Genomic DNA, 21,486 nt, shown 5'->3' with positions numbered 1-21,486 from the left:
TACGATTGCTACAGTTATTGTTATAAAGCGCACAATAGGTTGGGGTGAACCGGTTACAGATACATTGCTTAAATATTAAGGTTTTCAGTCAGTTATAAGTCAAACTAAAGACAGGGGGAATAATTTATTGCTCACCCCCGATGTAAAGGGGGTTTACACAGAATTGAATAACAAAAACAGGTATAATGTGTTTAGCAATTGCATACACCTTTTCAGAGATCATGAATTTACCAACTTACGGATTTGGCGCAGAGCAAGGTTTACTGGCCATTTATGTCGAGCACCCGCCAAAACTCTCAGAATTTCAAAAGTTAAATAAAGTCATAACCTTACAGACTGGAGAAATTGATTACATCAACCAACAATGCGGCAATGGGTGGCGCAAAGTGTTTAATGTGTATGCCAAGTTTATAGCAGAGCTCAGTCACCCGGATCACAATTTTACTAACCATCCCGAACATTATCCAAGCTGGCAAAAATACCGGGATAAGCGACTGTTACAGCAGGGTTGCCAGGAGGCATTGCTGTTTTCTGTGCCAGATTTGGCAGCAAAGCGCTATCACTGGCACATCATCGCGGGTCGCACCTATGCAAAGACATTGCTCCGGGATCATATTTTTACTAACTCTTTGCATTGGCTGGATGAGGAGTTTGCCATTGATCCCGTCAATAAGTTACTGATCTGTCCGTATTTGGATTATCGCCAGCTTAGTAATATTAAGATCTCAAAATTAGTTGAGTTGCTCAATACAGGCCATGCCTGACTTATTGCCTGACGCAAGTTAAGCCACTGAATCCAAGCGCTTTAAAGAACATGTGCGCGGACGAAAAGCCACTTTCATCCAACAGCTCTGCCAGCCGGATCCTGTCGAGTGGGTAAAATTCGTGCTCCAGATTGTATCGCATACGTTCTTCACCAACCTCAGTAAGCCCTATAGCACGACAGTGCTTAAGCTGAGACTCGCGCTCAAACAGGGTTTCAGGCTTCATCAGATCTGCCATCAACAGTGATTTACCGGGTTTGAGATTGCTATGAATTGACTCCAGCAGTTCCAGCTTAGCGCCATTATCCGGTACAAAATGCATCACCAGCAGGCACAGTGCAACATCAGCTTGATACTGTCCGGGCTCCAGTGGCCCTGAGTGTATGGTCACGCGCTCCGAGAGCCCTAAGTTAGTAAAATTTTGATCTGCGATGGCCAACATGTCATCAGACACATCCTGTACGATGAAGGTCCAGTGCGGATTGCTGTGGGCCAGCTGCAATACTTCTTTGCCCGTGCCGGCTCCCACGATCAAAATTTGCGCCTCCGCTGGGAGCACAGTCTGTAATTGTGCCTGCACCAATTCATGAAGCAGCTGATAACCGGGCACCAGGCGCTCAATACGGCTGTCGTAATGGGTTGCTTCATCCTGTGTAAAACTGGGCATGATGTCTCCTTATCGTTCGCTGATGGTAACCGACGAAAAGCCGCCAGCCTGTTTCTGTACTTTAATTTGCGTGGCTACCCGCTCTGTCATTTCGGCCACATGAGAGATCACGCCCACTTTGCGCCCTTGTGACTGCAATGCATCGAGTGCGTCCAGTGCCACGCTGAGCGTTTGTGGATCCAAAGTGCCGAACCCTTCATCGATAAACAACGAATTGATCTGCACCTGATTTGAAGACAGAGACGCCAGGCCCAATGCCAGCGCCAAAGAAACCAGGAAGGACTCACCACCAGACAAAGTGTTTACACTGCGCTGCTCATCGGCCATATCACGGTCAATAATGGCGATCTCCAGCGACTGCCCGATGACGGTCAGGCGGTAACGATGACTCAGACTGCCAAGGTGATGATTGGCATATTGCAACAAGATCCTGAGCGTCTGTGCTTGAGCCAGGTTACGCATGGTTTTGCCCGTGGCGTCACCCAATAAGCGATTTAACAGGTGCCAGTGCTCGTATTCGGCCTGCTGCGCCTGAAGTGCCTCATATTGCTCGGCCAGATAAGCCTGGTTATCTTCATGCTGTTTCAGTACTGCATTTACACTGATCAACTGCGCCTGATTGGCATCGCGCGCTTGTTGCAACTGAACCAGTCGCTCAGTAAGATGTGCCTGGGCTTGCTCGGTCACAGGCTTAGCACGTAAAGATGCCAGTTCTTCTTGCAGGTGAGCGTGTTTATTCTGTGCACTATGTAATGCTTTATTCACAGCCTCATATTCGGCCAGCAAAGCTTGCCACTGCGATTTATCCCACTGTAACAGCGCCTCAACATCCGCTTCTGTGAGTGTGTCGAACTGAGTTTGCAGCTCCGCCAGCCAACTCTGGTAACGAGTTTGAACTTTTGTCAGCGACGCTTGCAGCTGCTGCTGTGATTGCTGCTTGTGTGCCAGCGTCAGTGCCTGTGATTCCTGCGCCTGACGCAGATCTGAGACTCGTTGTGTTGCCTGAGCCAGCAAACTCTCAGCATGCTGTTGTTCATCCAGTAAAGACTGATGCCAGTTGTCTGCACTGATCTCAAGTGGCTGGATCGCTGTTCGTTCACGGGTCAGTACGTCCCCTTTTTCAGCCAGAGCGTGGCGGGCTTGCGCCGTTTTATTAAGCTGTGCCTGTTTATCCTGACTTTGCTGGCGTAGCAGTTTAGCCTGCTGTTCACCTTCATCAATCTTTTGCTGTAATTCACTGAGCTGTTGCAGCTGCTGCTGCCTGACATGCACTTGCTCGCCCAATTGAGTGATAGCTTGATCCGGTGATTGCTGAAACACCTGCCACCATGCAGAGGTTGAATATATCTGCCGGATCTGCGACAGGGTTTCTTGCTGCTCTGTCGCAAGCTCTGTTTGCCTGGTTTGGGCATAAGCCATTGCCTGTGCGGCACGTTCGAGCTGACTTTGTAACTGTTGGTTTTGTTGTTCCAGTTGCTGTATATCACGCTGAGCAGCCTGCTGTTGCTGCCAAAGCTGTTGCTGTGTTTTACTCAGCTGGCTGTAGGTTTGCAGCTTGTGATCCAACTGAGCCAGTAACGCCTGAGGGTCCGCAGTATCGCGTAACTCAACAGGCAGCTGCGCCAGTAATTCGGTAATTTGCGCAAGCTTGCTATTGAGTTGTGCTTCATGTTGCAGTGCCGCTTGTAACTGACCATTGCATTGCTCAGCCTGACCAACCAGGTCATGGTAACGTTGCTGCGTCTGCGCGCGGGCTTGTTCAGCAGCCTGATATTGCGATTCAAAATCAGCAATCAGGGTTTGCCAGTGACTGTCGATGTGATCTACACCATAAGGGTGCTCCGTCGAGCCACACACCATGCACTCCTGGCCCGCAACCAGCTGCGTTCTCAGTTTACTAACACTGTCACTGGCCCGAAAACGTACTTGCTGTAAATTTTCCTGAGTCAGCAACACCCGCTGTCTGGTCAGTTCATCTTGCTGCTCAGTGTCTTTAAGTTGTTGTTGCAGGCTGTGATGTTGATGCCGCAGGCGATCAATATGAAGTCGGTGCTCGCCCTGCTCCTGTTGCAGCTGGGCATGCTGTGACTGATTTTGCTGCGCCTGAATTAACTGGGTACGCTGACATTGTAAAGTCTCATAGTCCAGCTCACTCAGCTGCGACTGAGTCGCGCTCAGGTTTTGCTCAATACCGGCCAACTGTTGATGTAATTCTGTCAGCCTGGGCTGCAGCGCCTGTTGTGTTTGTGTGTCTTTGTCTGCACTGGCTTGTGTGTGCTGTTGCTCTTGAGCCAGTTTACCGAGCTGTGCCTGACATGCCTGCCAGTGCTTTAATGCACCGCTTACCTGTGACCACTGCTCACTCACACGCGTCAGATCCGGATCTGCCTGGCACTCTTGCTGCAACCGGACAACCTGCTGACCATCCTTTTGTAGCTGAGCCCCCAGCGTTTCACTGCGCTGTTGCAATGCTTCATGCTGCTCACGCTGCTCGTTATGTTCTGCACTGTTTTGTGCCAGCAGCTGTTTGTTGGCTTCGCGCTGCTGGTCCAGCTCACGTAATGATTGCAGGGCAGGGGTACTGATCTGCAACTGGCTTTTTGCCTCACTGAGTCGTGTCTGAGCGGCTTGTAGTTGATCTTGTGCAATGCGGATCTGCGGCGCGTAATCCTGCTGTTGCAACTGGCTGATATCAAGCTCTAGTTGCTTAAGCTGGGCAGTCATATCCCGAGCCTGAGCCCGGTTATCTGCGATCACCTCGACAGCTTTGGCGCGCCTCGCTTTATCAAAGTCATGGGCATGCATAGTCAGTCGCTGCTGGCAATCGGCCTGTTCCTGCTCAGCCTGATGACATTGCTCGGCCAGCTTGTCACAAGCCTGATACCATTGAATGCCTTGCTCCAGGTGCTTTTCTTCATCACGAGCCGTGGCAATGGCTGCCGTCAAATCCGCTGCGTTTTGCTGATTTTCGGCCAGTGCTTCATCGCTGAGTAAAGTGACATGGTTAAGTGATTGCTTACGCTGTTCCAGCGCATCTTGCTTTGCTTTGTGATGTTCAAATATGGCTTTACCTATCACGCTGAACTTAGCCGTGCCGGTAAGGGTTTCGAGCAATTGCGCCCGCTCATCACTGTTGGCTTTCAAAAATGCAGCAAATTCATGCTGTGCGAGAAGAACCGCACGAGAAAACTGTTCAAAGTTCAGACCCAGTAACTGTTCCAGTAGCTGTTTGGCCTCGGTGGTTTTGGTGGCCAATACCGTATCATCAGCAAGGCGTACCACCTGATGCTCAGCTTCTTTAATACGGCCATCCAGCTTGTTACGGGCGCGACCGACGCGCCAGCTGGCACGGTATTGCTCGCCATCCTGACCACAAAATATTACTTCGGCGCGGGCGCTGACACAGCCACGACGCAGCAGGTTTCGGGGATCATTAAGTTTCAGCTCATCGCCGTTGAGCATCACTTTGTTTTTTGCGTCAGCCTTGAGTCGTGCGGTTTTACCGTAAAGGGCAAGGCAGATTGCATCCAGCAAGGTGCTTTTGCCCGCGCCAGTATCGCCAGTGATGGCAAACAGGCCGGTGTCTTTTAACGGTGGCTGTGTAAAATCAATGTCGGCATCGGCCAGTGACGCCAGATTCTGCACCTGGATCCCTAGTAGTTTCATGCTTCCTGCTCCTGTACACCGGCCAGTACCTGCATCAGGCAATCCTGCAAAGCTTGTGGCACAGCTTGTTCACTGTCTATCTGTGCCCGATACGCCAGCTCTAATAAACTCATGGGTTCCAGTTTCTCAACCTGTCCCAGGTCTTCAAAATGCGGCATGTCTGTGCTCTGTTGTGTAGTATTCACACGCTCAATACCACAGAAGTGCACTTGTTTATCCGCCAGTGCCTGTTCAATCTTAGTGCGAAACTGACTGTCAGTATCACTGGCGTTGAGCCGCAGCCTCAAGTAAGGTGTTGCTTTACCTTGATTCTGGTATTGCGATAAGTCGAGTTCATTGAGCAAAGCAATGAGCTCATCCAACGTCGCCCCACCGCGCTCGGGCAGTAAAATCACAGGTTTAAGGCGCGGCACGTCAAGGGGCTTTACACTACTAAAATCATTGTCGGTAAATTCCACCAGCAGTACCTGGTGACGGTAATTACGCTCAGAAAACGACATCGGTAAGGGGGTTCCGCAATAGCGAATAGCGTCGCTACCAGCAACTTTTTGCGCTTTATGTAAGTGCCCCAGCGCAACATAATCGGGACGTTCCCCAAACACATCCGCAGTAATAGCGTCAAAACCGCCAATGGTAATATTGCGCTCTGAATCGCCGGAAATACTGCCACCTTTGGCATGTAAATGACCCATAGCCAGCACCGGAAGTTGAGCATCTACTCCCTGATAAGCAGCCTGGTATGCGCGTTCAACGCCACGTTGATAGGCCAAAGGATCATCGGCTTGGGTATCCAGATCTGCACTGCGTAAAAACGGCATGGCCACAACTTGTAAAGTGCCAAGGCCAGTATTCAGGGTTTTCACCACATCCTGGGGATTATGCTTATCAAACCGGCCGACAACATGGGTGTCGAATTGACTCAACAGCGGTTTAGCCGTTTCTATTCGATTCGCTGAATCATGATTGCCCGCGGTGATAACAATGTGTAAGTCTGGATTATCAGCTTTTGCACGCCTGATAAAGGCATACAGCTGCTGCTCAGCCATCGCCGAAGGCGTGGCACTGTGATAAATGTCGCCACTGACTATCAGTACATTAATTTGATGAGAAGTGAGTGTGTCGCACAGCCAGTCCAGAAAATGCTGATGTTCAGCATGACGGCTGTGCTCGTAAAACTGTTGACCCAGATGCCAGTCGGATGTGTGTAAAACCTTCATGCAGCGTTCCTTAACCTTAATGCCGGTTAATATACACTGCTTAGCTGAATAGGTTAATGGCTGAGTTGACGCCAGGCGAAAATCATCACGGGGATCACCAGCAACCACAGCGCGCGGAGATAACGGTTCTGTCTGCCATTAAGGCGTTTCAGTGCCGATTTCTCGTTACACGCAGCCACTTTATCAACATAAAAGTAGCCGTTATCCAGATACTCTTTACAGTTCTGTTCGTCCGCCGGTATGGCAACGAGTTTCTCTTGTTTTTTTAGTATGTAGAAATCCATACTGCTCACCACATTTTTTGCTAAACGGGTACTTTGTACAGAGCAAAACCAACGCCAGTTTTACTCGCCGATTGAAAAGTCCGCGATTTTACTGGGAATTTAGTTCCGATTTCAACCATTGAATTTGGCTTTTTTAATTTATTTGTAAAATAGAGACAATAAATTTGCAAAATGGGAACTTGGCACGGAAATTTATTGTTATTTTGACATCATCACTATACTCACTTCGTTACGTCCAAAACACGGGGCTAGTTACGTTTCGTGACAATATAGACGAATGAGGCAAAATGACCATATATGCAAATCACTCAAAAACAAAACGTACTCACTGCGCACCGATTATTTTAATCCAGATAACAAGCTCAGCAGTAAAATAACAATAATTGTGCTCAATTCGCGGTATGATAAGACCCGAACATAACCAAGGGGTACGACATGAGGGATCGGCTGATTGCCGCACTGGCACTAATGTGGGTAAACACAGCAACGGCACACCAAATCAAGGCAGCAATGACAACGGTACTGGTTGACCCAAGTAACGAGCAGATCGAATTAATGCACCGATTTTATCTGCACGACACCGAGCATGCAGTAGAAGAGCTATTTGGCGAAGACACCGACCTGTTTAAAAACGAGTCAGACAGAAACCGCTTTGCAAAATATGTGCACAACACAGTGGAGCTAAAGGATGAAACAGGTCAAGCCATCCCATTGACGCTATATAGTGGCAATATTGATGGGCAGTTTTTCTGGGTTATCCAGCGCACGCCTATGCCAGCGACATTAAGCCACTTGCAGATGCGTCATGATGCACTTAGAGATATCTGGCCAACTCAGGTTAATATGGTCAACTTTAAAACTCAGCAATCCGTTCAGACGCTGCACTTTAATGGCGACGATAGCTGGCTGTGGGTGAAGTTTGCAGATTAAAATTCAACAAAAGACAACAAAAATTATATTTAAAATTTCATTTACAAAAAATTAAAGCCATAAAAATCAATATGGTAACTAAAATGTCATAATGATTGTTGATAAATCAGCTCATCCGATTACAATACCACCCGCAATAATCAAAACAACATAGCAAATACTGCATCAGGATGAAGTAGGTACATATCAAGGATATGGCGTTCCAAGCTAACCCATAACATTTTTATCCCTTCTCCCAATACAACCACGGGCCGGACCCGTGCAGTACGCTGCGACCTAAAAATGGTGAATCAATATGGAATTTAAAAAAACTCTACTCGCGTTAGGCGTTTTATCCGTTCTCAGTGGCTGTGGCTCTGATAGCAATGACAACCAGACCAATACAAAGCAAGACCCCACACCCGAAACACAGGTTACGACCAATGAAATTAAGGGCGTAGCGGCAAAAGGTACGCTGATCAACGCACCGGTTACTTTCTTTAAATATGAAAACGGTGAACCAGTTCAACTCGATAGCCAGACCACCGTTGTAACGGATGAAAAAGGCCTGTTTAACGCCTCAGTTAACAATGCTCAGGGCATAGTCAAAGCACAGATCAGTGTCAGCCAGGATGCAAAAAATCCCACATATATGATTTGTGATGCGCCAGCTGGATGCGGCCAAAATGATACCAATAATAAAATTGCATTCGGTGAACGCGTTAATCTGACCGAGGTTGCGCCAGATCTGGTACTAAGCACATTTGTTAACGTCACTGAGCAGCCAAGCACCGCGAATATCACCCCGTTGACACACTTTGCCGCAGCAATTGCGCAGCAGCGTGGCGAAGTAACCTCTGATTCAATTGCCACTGCACACTCTGAGATTGCCGATCTATTTGGCCTGGTAGGTGCATTGCACCAGATGAAACCAGCAATGATCGAAGACAGTGCGTCGCTGGTTGATGGCAACAACAGTGAAGACCTCCGTTATGCCCTAATCAACGCAGGGATTGCACACGCCTTGTTCTCGGACCTGAGTGATGAGAACAACGCATTGAGCACACGCCTGGCCGAAGCTATAACCGATATTCAAGCCACAGACGGCGCGTTTTTGGCCAACTCAGCGCATGATGATGATGCCAGCTTTGAGTTTAACCTCAGCGACATTCTTGCGGGTGCAGAGCTTGCCAGCCAGCAGCTCATCACACTTATCAAGGCCGATCCTGCACTGGCTGACAAACTCGATAACCTCAGTGAGTTGGAAAAGCTATCGACTAGCCTGCATAATGAAATGCTCAGTGCTGATACACAAAGCACAGATCGCGTAAAAGGGCAGGCACAGCAGCAAAGCGGTGATGATGCCGTCGCTAAAGCCGCAGCAATGGTGCAGGATATTCGCGTATTTGCGAACCTGTTTGATGTTGCAGACACACACGGTAAAGAAGTCCGCACACAAGGTGATGAGTTTGTTGCCCTGATCGACGATGCCACAGACATGGTGCGTGATCAGGCTAACTCTTATAAGCTGCTCGCAGACGTCTCTGAAGCACTGGCTTTAATCGACAGCGCGCGTCGTGCCGGTCAGCTGCCTAATAACAATCAGCCGATTAAACTCGACGACTATCTGGAACTAGCTGGCGCAACCGGTGTAGCCGTGATTGACGAAACGGGTTTAGTGTTCTCTGTGACCGCGTCTGCGGGCGAGGAGCAACTGGAGGCTAACGCTAAGCTCACCGTCGCTGAAGACAATAAAACCTATACGCTGAATGTGTCTGGTAAAGTGGAGAATAATGCCGCCGCATTGACGCTTCATCCGAATAGCCAGGTTCAGGTAGTACTGAATCAGCCTGTCACCACAGAGCAACTTAAAGAAGGGACGGCTCCTGCGTTTGATGGCCGCCACGGTAGCCTGACACTGGATGTGACCATAGCACAGAAAGCGACAGACACGGTTCAAAACCCGGTCAGCTTTAAAGGCATGCTCAGCGCTGAACTAACTGCAAAACATATTGAAAAATTAGAACATGTTTCAAGGTTTGAGGGCGCTGCAGGTTGGCAAGAGTACTCAATACGCCCCGATACGATATTTGTACCAGGTATGCTATCGCTTAGCGGCGCATTTAATGCGGCTCAGGGCAATCAGTTCGGTGCAAGTTTGACGGTAAAACTGGATAACCTCAGTGAGTTTAACCCTGCCGGATTTGAACATTTTGGCCGCCTTATTCCTGATGCAGGCACGCTAGCCATTGAGTCTGACTCAAAGGCCAAAATCACCAGCAAAAACGGCGAGTCACTGCTGATTGAATTCCAACCGGTTAATCAGCAGGGCATTGCGACTGTTATCACTCAATATATAGACGATGAAAACACCACTCCTATTCATACAAGAAAGATCAGCACCTATCAGGGCGTAGACTATGTTGAAGTGACCAGTGACTATGGAGACAACTTTGTCACTAAAAGACTCGAACGGATCGTGCCAGAAGGTACTGATGAATTTAAATTACAGTATTTTCGTTATCCGCAAGACAGCACCACTCATTATGCTAATGGACTGGTGACATTTGAGTCTGGTGAACAGGTGCCTGTTGATCAACTGAACTGGGGAACATGGCTCTATGCAGACAACAAAGTAGACGTGCAAAAATTGCGCCGCTTCCCGGTTGACTATGCCAGCATCAAAGATGTCCAAACCTTATTGACTCCAGCTCATTCGGGCACCTTTTACATTGCGGTTGTAGATGATATTTACGTCAACTTTCAGTTTTTAGAACAGGATTATCAGGTCGGTCAAAGCTATGACCTATCGGCACGGTATATGTTTCCAAACATTGACAATACCCCCGAGATCAAAACATCCGCAGACGGAGATATCATCGTTTCAACAATAGGAGAGCTTCAACAATCCTGGAGTTCGTCTGGTGACGATAGCACCACAGCAAGCTACCAATATATAGTGTCAAATAACGGGGTGGCCCTTGAATATAGTTCAGTATTCATCAATGCGCTGACACAACAAGACGATCAGAATGCGCTGATGATCAGCACTAGCTCTTTTGATCAGTTCCATGCCATTGACAACAGCGTTGCTGCGTATCTTCAGCCTGACACTTCAAAAAAGGGATATACCGCCTACTTTATTCAGCCACATGATCTGGATGAAAAAGGTATGCCAGTAGACGAAAGTGGGAATTACCTCGACCCAGTCAAGCATGCAGAATGGACTATGAATTATGACAGCTATCTGTCGGCGGTACGGGATATTAGCGGTACCGAGCTGATGATAGGCAGCCAGGGCTACGCACGACAAGCATTTGAAAAGAAGCTATACCAGGGATACACACTGAATTATCCGGGCTATGGCCAGGTCGAAGTTGTCTATTACATGTCCATGAACGAGCAAGGTTATGAAGGCCATCGCACTTTTGGTAAGCCCAATGACACCTACCAAATTGAGACCGAATCTAACTATCTGGACATCAGTGCTGCTATGAATGTCAATGTTAAGCTGGGTGAGTACCATGTTGACCTGTCTCTGGTAGGCCAGCGTACCGACTTTAAAGCGGGCGAGCTGGAGCTGGAGGTTGACTACCAGGTACCGGGTTCAGAGCTAAAGCGTAGTTTCACTGTCTTCTACAACACAGAAACAGAGCAACTTTCAGCTAATAATGCCGAAGGTGTCACTTTGGAGTTGGCCGAGACAAACTCCGATGACAGTGAAGGTGAGCAAACGCTGGGCACCATTATGGTGGGTGAAGAGCAAGCCGCAAAAATCGTGAAACGAGATGCGGGTGTATTCATCATTTATGCCAACGAGCAAATCGAAACTCTCTAATATCCGTGTAAAACAGGCCAGGCTGAGACCTGGCCTGGCGGGTAACACCTCATTCGGGGTCAGCTAGCGCTGGCCCTTTTTCTGGAAAGCTATGAACAAACAATGGTTTTTAGGTTTGTCTGCCAGTCTGTTGGTGTCAACAGGCACGATGGCAAACACCCATGAAGTAACAGTTTATCTCGACAGCAACAGTCAGACGAATATTGCACCAGTATTAAAAATAGCCCGCGACAAATGGGACCAGCGCCCTGAGTCGGATGCCTCATTTGGCTTTTCTCAGTCACGTTTTGGCGTGGCCTATCGCCATACTGCACTGGCAAACTGGCAACTACATACAATGCAGCGTGTTGATTATCTGATTGAGACCAATGCTCATACGGCGCTGGGTTACTATCAGGAGCAAAATGATCAGCCTCTGACCAGCTATGACAGCTACGACACCAGGCTAACGCTGACCGGGGCACGCAGCAAAGGCCTTGGGCTGGCTTATCAGCACCACTTTGATGCATTAACAGTCACCGTGCAGGCCAATTACTGGCAACTCAACTACCTCAGAGACTCGCAGCTAAGCGGCGCACTCTCAGGCAGCAACAATGCACAATTACGCGGCGCGCTGCAATTTAGCGAGTTTTACAGCGATAACAACTTTTTAAAGCGTCCTAACACGGACAACGCCTGGCGCACTCGCGGAGAGGGTTTATCACTGGATGTGCACTTCGACTGGCAAGTGACAGAACACTTTGCGCTTTCAGGCAAGGTGATCGATCTGTACAACCAATTTGAATTTGACCAGGCAGGCTTTACCGAAGCGGACATCAACACCAAAGGCAGTTTTGTCGACAACGCGGGATTTAGTAGCTTTCGGCCCCTGTTAAAAGGCCGAGAAACCGTTCAAAATCATGATTTTGATTTATCCAGCCAGGTTTACCTGCAAGGACAATATCAATACCAGGGTTACCGCTACCTGGCCAGTGTGCGTCGTCAGGGCGACCAGCACTTTGCACAGCTGGGCATGCAACTGGGAGACTGGCGTTTAATGCTGGACCCGCTCAACCTGGCACCCGAACTGGCTTATCAGGGTGAAACCTGGTCAGTCACCACCGCACTGGATCACATCAATCCCAACAAGGCGCTGACACTCAGGCTGAATTTCAGCTTGCAGCTGGCCTGGTAAACAGGGTGATTGTCGCCACCTATACTCAGGTGGTGACTTGTCCGCTCATCGCGCTATCTGGCACAGAGCTTTACCTTGCTCAGCCTGCTTGCTACCACAATCGAGGAACACCTGGCCCTGGGTGTTGTAAAACTGCCCCTGCCATTGGTGGTCTTTCTCCAGCTTAATGGAGATATAACCAAATTCTCCCTGAGTATTACCCTGCGCACGCTTGCCATCAATTTGAGTACTGAATCCGCTGTTTGCACCGGTTTGACTCAGGCTGACACCACTGTTGCCAACCACCAGTTGAGGCGGACGATCACTGCCCTTACCAAAAGTCAGCGACTGGTAAATATGCATATGACCAGATAAGGACAAACTGACCTCAGACGGTAACTGTTGCGACAGAGTCGTCTTCAGCGCTGTTTGCAGCATATCTGTGATTGAAGGTGTGCCAACCGGTCCGCTTTGTCCCCACAGAGGTCTGTGGGTCATCATCCATAGCGGGGTTTTTACCCGAGAAGCGAGCCGCTGCAACTGAGCATACTGGTCGCGATACTGGCGCGTGAGTGTTTGTGGCGAGCGTGAATCGCAGGCATTGGCCGAATCCATTACCCACAATGCCAGAGACTCCAGTTCAAGCAAATAGGGATCTAGCATCACAATGTGGTCGCTTGCTTCGCTGGGAGGCTGGCTGAATTCGCCCTGATAAGGGCATGACTGCTGTGCAACGCCCCCCGGTAAGTCAGAGCCGGGTCCCAGGAAATAAAACCAGCCCGGACCCGCACGGCTGCACAACTCATGATTACCGCGGGCAAATACCCAAGGTGCACTAGCCAGCAAAGACTTAGCCGGTGCAAACAAATCAGCCTGCCAGCTCTGCCAGGTATCGGGTTTTGGACTCCCGCTGGCATTTTGCGAGTAATAGGTCTCTGTTAGACCACATGACGGACCACCGTAACCACCATCGCCCGCATCATAAGCGTAAATATCTTTACTGATGCTGCCCGACGTACCGCGATAATTAAAATCACCCATATGCAGGATCAGCTGCTTGCTTTGTTTGGCACCCAGGTCCGCCAGCTGAGCAAACGGTTGCGCAGCACTTGCCCCTTCACATACTGAACTCTTACATCCGGAGTCTCCAAAGACCTGAATTTGCTCAGGTGCCAGGGTAACGGGTGCCAGTTCAATCCCGCCATAAGAAAGACGATAATGAGTATCTGGACGGATCACGGCTTCACACACTGTGACCGGAAAATTATCAGGATCCGGATTTAATCGTCTGGCCCGGGTTTTTATCGCCTGTTCACCCGCGTGTATTAGCTTTGGACATTGCTGATCATTGATATGTGCGCCGTCGACAATAGCTCTGGCATAGACTTGCACGCCCCCATCCTGTGTGGGGGCCAGCATGGTATAAGCGGCATGGACGAGTGGATCGTTCGCTGCACTATCGGCAGTACCCGTGCAACCTGAAAGTATAACAACGAGAGGAAGCATGTATTTGCGCATGGTTATTCCTTGTTTGCGGCTCCATTAGCTTCCTTAGTGTAGTCCACAATAAAGCGGTGTTGATATTACCCCGCATTTCACACAGCTCAGCGTGGCACGCTGTGATGGGTATAGCGCTCAACCAACTCATCAATATCTGGACGAAGGCGCTCTATTGTGTCATTAAAACGCGCCAGTTGTGCAGCATCGAACAGCCCTTTACGCAATAAAAAGTGCACCTGGTTGTTGTGGACCGGATAGTCCCAAATATAAAAGTTTTTAATGCCCAGCTTACGCGCCATGAAACGCCCGAGGATCTCGTCTTCGATGATAAAATCGACCCGTTTTTTTGCCAACATCTCAATGCGCTGAGGGCTGCCGGAAATGCCCACCAATAGATGGCCAAAATTGGGGTTTTCGGCAAGGTTTTTGAGTTCCTCACCATAATAAGAACCTATGCTCAGGCCGATACGATAGCCCAACCGCAACAAGGCTTTTAAGTCTATGGCCATGCGCGGTTGACGCAATGAAAAAAGTCGCATTTTTTCCCAGCGATAGGGCGCTGAAAACACCCCCAACTTTGCACGTTCCCGTACGTAACTGACCATCAATAATACATCGACCGTTCCTTTACCCAGCTGATCTAAACTTCGGGCAGAAGTCGGCAGGCGCAAAAATCGCGGACACATGTTCAACTGTGCGAACACCTTACGGGCTATTTCTACATCTAGCCCGTACGCCCCGCGCTCATCAACGGCTGTCAGCGGCGGCCAGTCAGCGACAACGCCAATTTTAACTTCGCCGGTACACGATTGCTGTGCACTGACTTGTGAACCATAAAAAAAAGCACCGGCAATAAAAAAACACCACATTCTGAGATACAACCTGATACCAACCACTCTCACCTGCTTATTCTCTGACCTGTATCTTTTAGTTATAGCCATTATCGCGTCAGTTTTAAATCAAAGATGTCAGATTGGCCATCTCACTGGTTAAATGTAATATTTTTGTTATATAAAATTAACATACACACGTTTAAATACGGCCCAAAAATGATAATTAGAGTATTTACTTATGAGTCTTTCCCGTCGCGATTTCTTTAAAACCAGCCTGATGCTGTCAACCGTTCCCCTTACTTTAGGACTGAGTGGCTGTACTTTTTCTCAGAGCCCGTTCAGCCATGGCGTTGCCAGTGGCGACCCACTGGATGATCGGGTGATCTTATGGACCCGAATTACCATTCCACCTGAAGTGCAACAGCGGGTCGATATAAATACACTCAGTGTCAAAGTACTCTGGCAGGTTTCTACAGATCCACAATTTTCAGCTCTGGTTGCTGAGGGCTATGAGATCACCGACGGACAACGCGACTTTACTGTTAAGGTCGATGCAACCGGGCTTGCACCTGATACCCGGTATTTTTATCGCTTTATCATTGATGAGCTGAATGAGCCAATTATCTCGCCAACAGGCCGGACTAAGACGCTGCCAGCCTACGATGTAAGCCGGGTAAAACTAGCCATGACCTCCTGCTCGCATTTTAGCTATGGCTACTTTAATGTGTATGCGCGTATCGCCGAAATTGATGATCTGGATGCGGTGCTGCACCTTGGTGATTACCTGTACGAATACGGTAACAAAGATGTATACCGCAACCCGTTCTTATGGAATCGTAAAGTTCAGCCAGCCCACGAAATGGTGACCCTGGACGACTACCGGATCCGTCATGCCTGTTATAAAACCGACGAAGATTTGCAAACCCTGCACCAGACGCACCCAATGATCTGTATCTGGGATGACCACGAATTCACCAACGATACCTGGTCGGGTGGGGCAGAGAACCACAATGACGGTGAGGGCGACTGGCATACCCGTAAAGCGGCTGCAATTAAAGCCTATTATGAGTGGATGCCGATCCGTGAACCCAGCGATAACAACCGGGAACGATCTTATCGCCGCTTCCAGTTTGGATCTTTGCTAGATCTGAATATGCTCGACACCCGTCTGATCGGACGCGATCAGCAAGTTGAGATCAAAGATCCGGCTCGCCTGGATGAATCGCGAACTTTACTGGGTTATGCGCAGGAGCAATGGTTATACGACAACCTATTTGAGGCTAAGCAAAATGGCGTGCAGTGGAAGTTACTGGGCCAGCAAGTGCAGATGATGCAAATTCAGATGCTGGGTAACCCCATCAATGGCGATGCCTGGGACGGCTACCCGGCAGCACGTCATCGCCTGCTTGATTTTATTGAACAAAACCAGATAGATAACGTGGTGTTCTTAACTGGTGATGTGCACTCTTCCTGGGCCGCAAACATCTGTAAAAACCCTTATGACTGGCACGAATACAACCGCTTCACTCATGAAGGGGCCATCGCAGTAGAAATCGTGACTTCTTCGGTAACATCGCCGTCGATCCCGGTACCGGGCTTGCAACAGTTGGTAGGCGATGTTGGTAAAATTCTGATCCCGGAAAATCCTCATATACGTTATATCGACCTCGCCAATCGCGGTTTTGTGATCCTGGACATCACTCAGGATGAACTAAATGCCAGCTGGCATCATGTGCCATTCGTCGGCTTTAAGAATGACCAGTCGCACATTGGAAAACGTTTTACCGTTAAGGCAGGCAAAGCCAAACTGGTTTAATAACAAACACACGTGGCACTTTTGCATCACCAGGTCGCATCAGCGCCACGGTTTAGCCTTATCCGGCTCTGCGCCTGAGTCATATACTACCAAGCGACGTATACATCATCGCCCATCTGCTGAAATGGCAGTGTATTTAAGTAGTTCCCGCATCAAGTGCGGGATGACTGATTGTGTTTGCTAGTTTGTGCGTCACTCGCTTAATTCCGCCCGTTTGCTAAATGGCAACTATGTCTTTAATTAGACTTTATTAAACCTCTGGCAAGTTCATATTTTCACTCCACTTTACCCATCACATCCATCATTCCCGCTTCGCCTCCGTCATCCCGGCCTTGAGCCGGGAACCACTGGCAGCAAAACGGTGGCTAACCTGAGCAAAGCTCCATAGCAAACAACCAAAAATAAAAGCCATTAAAATCAATAAAATAAAAACAAACTCACACTTTTTTCAAAAAACTTGCTTGAAAAGCGTTTGCCCCGGCCATAGATAGATTTGTGAGGACGCCGACAGGGTCCAAAAACAACCTAAGACTTTGTTTTAAAAGTTTTTATTTGAATATTTTTAGAGTTAAAAACCGCTATTTACTGGTTTATTGCAAAGAGTAAATGGCCTAATTATCGCTTTATGAGGATACGATTATGCGTACAGTAGATTTATCACCCCTTTACCGTTCATTTATCGGCTTTGACCACCTTGCATCTATGATGGATGCGGCGCAACGCAGCAGCGAAAAACAGCCCAGCTATCCGCCTTACAACATCGAAGCGCTAGCTGAAGACAAATACCAAATTACCATGGCGGTGGCCGGCTTTACGGAGCAAGAATTATCGCTGGAGTCGGAAAACAACACGCTGAGCGTCAAAGGCGAGAAGCAAAATAAAGAAGACAAATCCGACCGAAAATTTATTCATCAGGGCATTGCCGAGCGCAACTTTGAGCGCAAATTCCAGCTGGGCGACCACGTAAAAGTGATTGGTGCTTCGCTTGAGAACGGCCTGTTATTGATTGACCTGGAGCGCGAAGTACCGGAAGCGTTAAAGCCAAGAAAAATTGAAATTGGCACCGGTAAGCTTATAGAAGGTTAGCACCTTAAGAGTAGTAATTACTCACTCCCTTTTCCTTGTATTACATTGTTGAATTCCCACCAGCCGCCCGAAAGGGCGGCTTTTTTGTGTACTGTAAGTGATTATCTAAATTGCCATGCCCAGTGCCTCGGCCACCCGGGTGGCATGTGGACCTAACCAGCCCAGTACCGGAGTAAAACGCTCGACCAACTTTTCACTATGGCTGGCAAAGCTTTCAGCCTCTTTGGCTATTTTAGCCGCACGGGCCAGCGACTCCGCTACCTCAACCTTATCAGGCTGCGCCTGTTCGATTTCTTCTTGTGCCTCCTCCAGCGCATTATTCAGCTTGCGCGGCTGAGCAATGCTAAGCTCACCCAATGCGGTGATTAACTCACCCAGTGCCCGCTGAATATCCACCGCATGGGGCTCAGGCATGGTGATTTTTGGAACGGCATAAATCTTGTTATGATCACCTGTGGTTATCACCGCGCCATTGGCATCGCCACCCACCTGTACTGTCCTGTCTGTCATGGGATATTACTCCTGTTCTAATTCATTGAATGTTTCTATGATTGGATGGATCAGTTCAATATCTGGCAACTGGCCTGCTGTCTCGCAATAATAAAGATAGTTGCTTAACACCCTTTTCATCCTCGCTTCGTAAGTGTCAGGCCATTTTGTAAAGTAGGGAGACAATCGTTGTACAACCTCCTGCGAAGTGGCCACCGCAGCTTCGCGCTGGCCTAAATCGCTTTGCATAATAGCAAGATTATTCAGTGAGCCAGCCAGGTCAGATAAAAAGGCATCTGGGCGGGTTTTTGCAAGCGCTCTGAAGTAATCAACGGCTTCCTTAGCGGTGATCAGAGCAGCCTCATGCTGACCCAGATCGCTTTGCAGGGTAGCAAATGTATTCAGTGACCCGGCCAGCTCAGGCAAAAAGACATCGGGACGTGCCTGAGCCAGCTTTCTTCTTAGTGCTACGGCTTCCAGTGCAGTTGTATGGGCAGCTTCGCGCTGGCCTAAATCGCTTTGTAGGATAGCAAGATTATTCAGTGACTCAGCCAGATTAGGTAAAAAGGCATCAGGGCGGGCCTGCGCCAGCTTTTTTCTTAGTTCAACGGCTTCCAACGCCGTGGTCAGAGCAACTTCACGCAGGCCCAGCTCGCTTTGTCGGTTAGCAAGAGTACTCAGTGATGTAGCCAGGTCTGGTAAAAAGGCATCGGGGCGGGCTTGTGCCAGCTTTCTTCTTAAAACTACGGCTTCCAGCGCCGTAGTCATGGCGGCTTCGCGCTGGCCCAAATCGCTTTGTAGGCTAGCAAGATTACTCAGTGACATGCCCAAATCAGGCAAAAAGGCATCAGGGTACGCCTGAGCCAAAGCTCTGTAACGTTCAACGGCTTCATGTACAGCTGCATGAGCAGCCTCGCGCTGACCCAAATCGCTTTGTAACTTAGCAAGATTATTCAGAGACTTGGCCAGCTCGGGCAAAAAGGCATCGGGGTGTGCCTGAACCAGTAGCCTGTAATGGTCAACGGTTTCCAATGCGGATGTACAGGCAGCTTCGCGCTGGCCCAAATAGCTTTGTTGGTTAGCAAGGTTGTTCAGTGACATGGCCAGATTAGGTAAAAAGGCATCAGGACTGGCCTGTGCGAGCATTCTGAAGTATTCAACGGCTTCCTGAGCGGCGCTCAGGGCAACTTCATACTGGCCCAACTTACTTTGAAAGATTGCCATATTATTCAGTGACATGGCCAGGTCAGGTAAAAAATCATCGGGATATTCCTTAACCAATAGCCTGTAATGCTCAACGGCTTCCTGTGCAGCGGAATCGGCGGCTTCGTGTTGACCCAAATTGCTTTGACAACCCGCCAGACTGTTCAATGATATAGCCAGGTTAGCTAAAAAGGCATCAGGGTGGGCCTGCGCAAGTACCCTTAGCAGTTCAACGGCTTCTAGCACACTGCTCAGTGCAGCATCGTGCTGGCCCAGCGCACTTTGCTGATTAGCAAGGTTATTTAATGACACGGCCAAACCAGGTAAAAAAGCATTGGAACGGGCCAGACTAAGTGATCTGTAATGGTCAACCGCTTCCAGCCCACTGGTCAGAGCGGCTTCACGCTGGCCCAGCTTGCTTTGTCGGTTAGCAAGATTGTGAAGCGATCTGGCCAAACGCGCCCGGCTAGCTTCATTGACCTGCTGCTCAGTCTGAGCCAGGCTTTGCTGGTATAAAATCGTTGCCAATTTGCAGGCTAATTCGGCCAGCGCAACAGAACTAAGTGGCATAGCGTTGTTAAGTAACGCTAACAGCGCTGGTTTATGCAGATTATCCTCAACCAGTCGCTCTGCCCACTGTAACAACTGAGCCTGCTGGGCGCTTGGTTGGCTGACCGGGCAAGCAAAGTCCTGTAGCAGACGAACCAGTGCTGCTACTGCCTGCTCCTGACCATATTCGAGGGTACGAGCTAAGATGTCGGGCGCTTTTAAGCTTCGCTCCCTGTCACTCTGTAGCAACTTTATACACATGGCCTCAGCAATTAGGTCGGGCTGAGTGGTTGGTAGCCTGATTGATTCCCCTCCGTCGTCCGCTGGCGGAAACGCCAGCTGTAATGCCAACAGCTCTTTATCCAGGCTTGGGTTATGCCAGCCCATGGCGATCAACTCAGCGCTAAGCGTCTGGCGCATATCGGCAACACGGAGCCCACCACTTAATAAATGAAAACACAAACAATGGGCGAGCTTGGTGGTTTCAGCCCCCTCACCAAAACACTTATTAAAGCGATCGATTTCTCGCTGCGCTAGTTTTTCGGCCGCGGCCAGATAATGCAATGATAAAGCCGCGCGCGGCAACATGTCCCGACACAGAATACCGGCCATGACCAGTGCCAGCGGGTTACCAAACTGTGGGTCAGCCAGGTCGGAATCAAAGTCGGGTTGTTCATCAGCCTCTGGTACTTTACTGACATTTGGATGCGGCACCAGCGCTTGCGCTGCATTCAATGCAGCACACAAAACCGCTCTCCTGACTGTGATATCGCCTAGCCCGGCCAGCACATAGGGCTCAAACTGGGTAAACAAGTCAAGCCGTGTCTGGTCACTGTCTAACGCGGAACCTGTCAGCGTGTGCCACCAGCCAGCCTCTTTACAGGCTTCACGCTCCAGAAGCAAGATACGCACCCGAATACCGTCGGTCAGCTCATCGAGCTGAGACAGGGCATCCAGCCATTGCGCCAGTGCCTGAGCATTGGCGCTGGCGTAATCAACCACCAGTAACAAAGAATGGGACCAGTTAGCGTGGCCAAATTTAAAGGCACGTGCCAGCTCTGCCAGATCGTCACTACGTATAAAGCCAGCTGCCCAGCCCGTTTGCAGCTCGACTTGCTCGCACAACTCAATGGCCAGACGCGTTTTGCCACTACCTGCGGGAGCGGTGATGGCAAAGACGGAGATATCCGCATCGTCACTTAACCACTCATTGAGTAACGTCAGCTCGCGCTCACGGCCCTGTAAGCTCAATGCTTTGTTGTGCGCACTGAGAATATCCAGCACACTAGCTGGAGTTTGCCGGCCCCGACGGCGCCGGGCAGGGGCATGATAGCGCACCAGCGGAATGCGGAATTCCACAGACCCGCCAACCTGATTATGATCGCCGCTAATAATAATGCTCTGATTGGCACTGCCCTGAACCGAGATGCTGCGCTCAGCCATACCTATTCTCCCTGGTTTGTGCTTATTTTTTATCCTAATGCAGGAGTGCAGGTCAGGCAAGGGAGAACT

14 protein-coding genes are annotated in these 21,486 nt (G+C 49.3%); 6 read left to right on the top strand and 8 right to left on the bottom strand.

All coding sequences use genetic code 11. The annotated features are described in order from the left end of the window. Positions 1 to 185: 185 nt before the first annotated feature. Positions 186 to 764 carry a DUF6942 family protein gene (locus tag QNM19_RS02145; RefSeq protein WP_284026254.1) on the top strand — a complete coding sequence of 193 codons (579 nt, stop codon included), beginning with the start codon at positions 186 to 188 and terminating at the stop codon, positions 762 to 764. A gap of 1 nt (position 765) precedes the next feature. Here the strand turns inward: QNM19_RS02145 and QNM19_RS02140 are convergent, their stop codons facing one another. Genes QNM19_RS02140 through QNM19_RS02125 form a run of 4 tightly spaced genes read right to left on the bottom strand, consistent with a single transcriptional unit; the run spans position 766 to position 6,598 of the window. Beyond that, positions 766 to 1,431, bottom strand: coding sequence for a class I SAM-dependent methyltransferase (locus tag QNM19_RS02140; RefSeq protein ID WP_049866502.1), 666 nt, complete (start codon positions 1,429 to 1,431; stop codon positions 766 to 768). A gap of 9 nt (positions 1,432 to 1,440) precedes the next feature. After that, on the bottom strand, positions 1,441 to 5,097 hold the full coding sequence (locus QNM19_RS02135) for an AAA family ATPase (RefSeq protein WP_284026253.1): 3,657 nt from the start codon (positions 5,095 to 5,097) through the stop codon (positions 1,441 to 1,443). Next, positions 5,094 to 6,314, bottom strand: coding sequence for an exonuclease SbcCD subunit D C-terminal domain-containing protein (locus QNM19_RS02130; protein WP_284026252.1), 1,221 nt, complete (start codon positions 6,312 to 6,314; stop codon positions 5,094 to 5,096). Before QNM19_RS02130 ends, QNM19_RS02135 begins: the two co-directional genes overlap by 4 nt. Before the next feature lie 53 nt (positions 6,315 to 6,367). Further along, the gene (locus QNM19_RS02125; protein ID WP_010381399.1) at positions 6,368 to 6,598 is read right to left on the bottom strand and encodes a hypothetical protein; all 231 of its coding nucleotides are present in this window, start codon (positions 6,596 to 6,598) and stop codon (positions 6,368 to 6,370) included. Positions 6,599 to 7,033: 435 nt separating this feature from the next. Between QNM19_RS02125 and QNM19_RS02120 the strand changes: the two genes are divergently transcribed. From QNM19_RS02120 to QNM19_RS02110, 3 genes are all read left to right on the top strand, one after another. Continuing rightward, positions 7,034 to 7,528 (top strand): DUF6702 family protein, encoded by a 495-nt coding sequence (locus QNM19_RS02120; RefSeq protein WP_284026251.1) that lies wholly within the window; start codon positions 7,034 to 7,036, stop codon positions 7,526 to 7,528. A 295-nt stretch (positions 7,529 to 7,823) separates the two neighbouring features. Further along, positions 7,824 to 11,345 (top strand): hypothetical protein, encoded by a 3,522-nt coding sequence (locus QNM19_RS02115; RefSeq protein ID WP_284026250.1) that lies wholly within the window; start codon positions 7,824 to 7,826, stop codon positions 11,343 to 11,345. Between the two features lie 91 nt (positions 11,346 to 11,436). After that, entirely contained in the window at positions 11,437 to 12,519 is a 1,083-nt protein-coding gene (locus QNM19_RS02110; protein ID WP_049864535.1) for a hypothetical protein, read from the top strand. A gap of 45 nt (positions 12,520 to 12,564) precedes the next feature. On the opposite strand, the gene QNM19_RS02105 is transcribed toward QNM19_RS02110, so the two are convergent. Continuing rightward, positions 12,565 to 14,016, bottom strand: coding sequence for a metallophosphoesterase (locus QNM19_RS02105; protein ID WP_049864534.1), 1,452 nt, complete (start codon positions 14,014 to 14,016; stop codon positions 12,565 to 12,567). An 86-nt stretch (positions 14,017 to 14,102) separates the two neighbouring features. Further along, complete coding sequence (locus tag QNM19_RS02100) at positions 14,103 to 14,867, bottom strand: substrate-binding periplasmic protein (RefSeq protein ID WP_049864533.1); 765 nt, start codon at positions 14,865 to 14,867, stop codon at positions 14,103 to 14,105. Positions 14,868 to 15,069: 202 nt separating this feature from the next. Here QNM19_RS02100 and QNM19_RS02095 point away from each other — a divergent pair, with 202 nt between their 5' ends. After that, on the top strand, positions 15,070 to 16,647 hold the full coding sequence (locus QNM19_RS02095; RefSeq protein WP_284026249.1) for an alkaline phosphatase D family protein: 1,578 nt from the start codon (positions 15,070 to 15,072) through the stop codon (positions 16,645 to 16,647). A 639-nt stretch (positions 16,648 to 17,286) separates the two neighbouring features. Then, positions 17,287 to 17,733 carry an Hsp20 family protein gene (locus tag QNM19_RS02090; protein WP_049864530.1) on the top strand — a complete coding sequence of 149 codons (447 nt, stop codon included), beginning with the start codon at positions 17,287 to 17,289 and terminating at the stop codon, positions 17,731 to 17,733. 105 nt (positions 17,734 to 17,838) lie between these two features. Here the strand turns inward: QNM19_RS02090 and QNM19_RS02085 are convergent, their stop codons facing one another. Together QNM19_RS02085 and QNM19_RS02080 are read right to left on the bottom strand one after the other, a co-directional pair. After that, positions 17,839 to 18,243: a hypothetical protein gene (locus tag QNM19_RS02085; RefSeq protein ID WP_049864529.1), complete on the bottom strand. Its 405-nt coding sequence runs from the start codon at positions 18,241 to 18,243 to the stop codon at positions 17,839 to 17,841. 6 nt (positions 18,244 to 18,249) lie between these two features. Next, complete coding sequence (locus QNM19_RS02080; protein ID WP_049864528.1) at positions 18,250 to 21,417, bottom strand: tetratricopeptide repeat protein; 3,168 nt, start codon at positions 21,415 to 21,417, stop codon at positions 18,250 to 18,252. Positions 21,418 to 21,486: the final 69 nt, after the last annotated feature.

The sequence above is a fragment of the Pseudoalteromonas ardens genome, from assembly GCF_030125445.1.
Classification (GTDB): domain Bacteria; phylum Pseudomonadota; class Gammaproteobacteria; order Enterobacterales; family Alteromonadaceae; genus Pseudoalteromonas; species Pseudoalteromonas ardens.
Note: the sequence above shows the minus strand (reverse complement) of the source record. Positions and strands in the feature narration are given on the sequence as shown.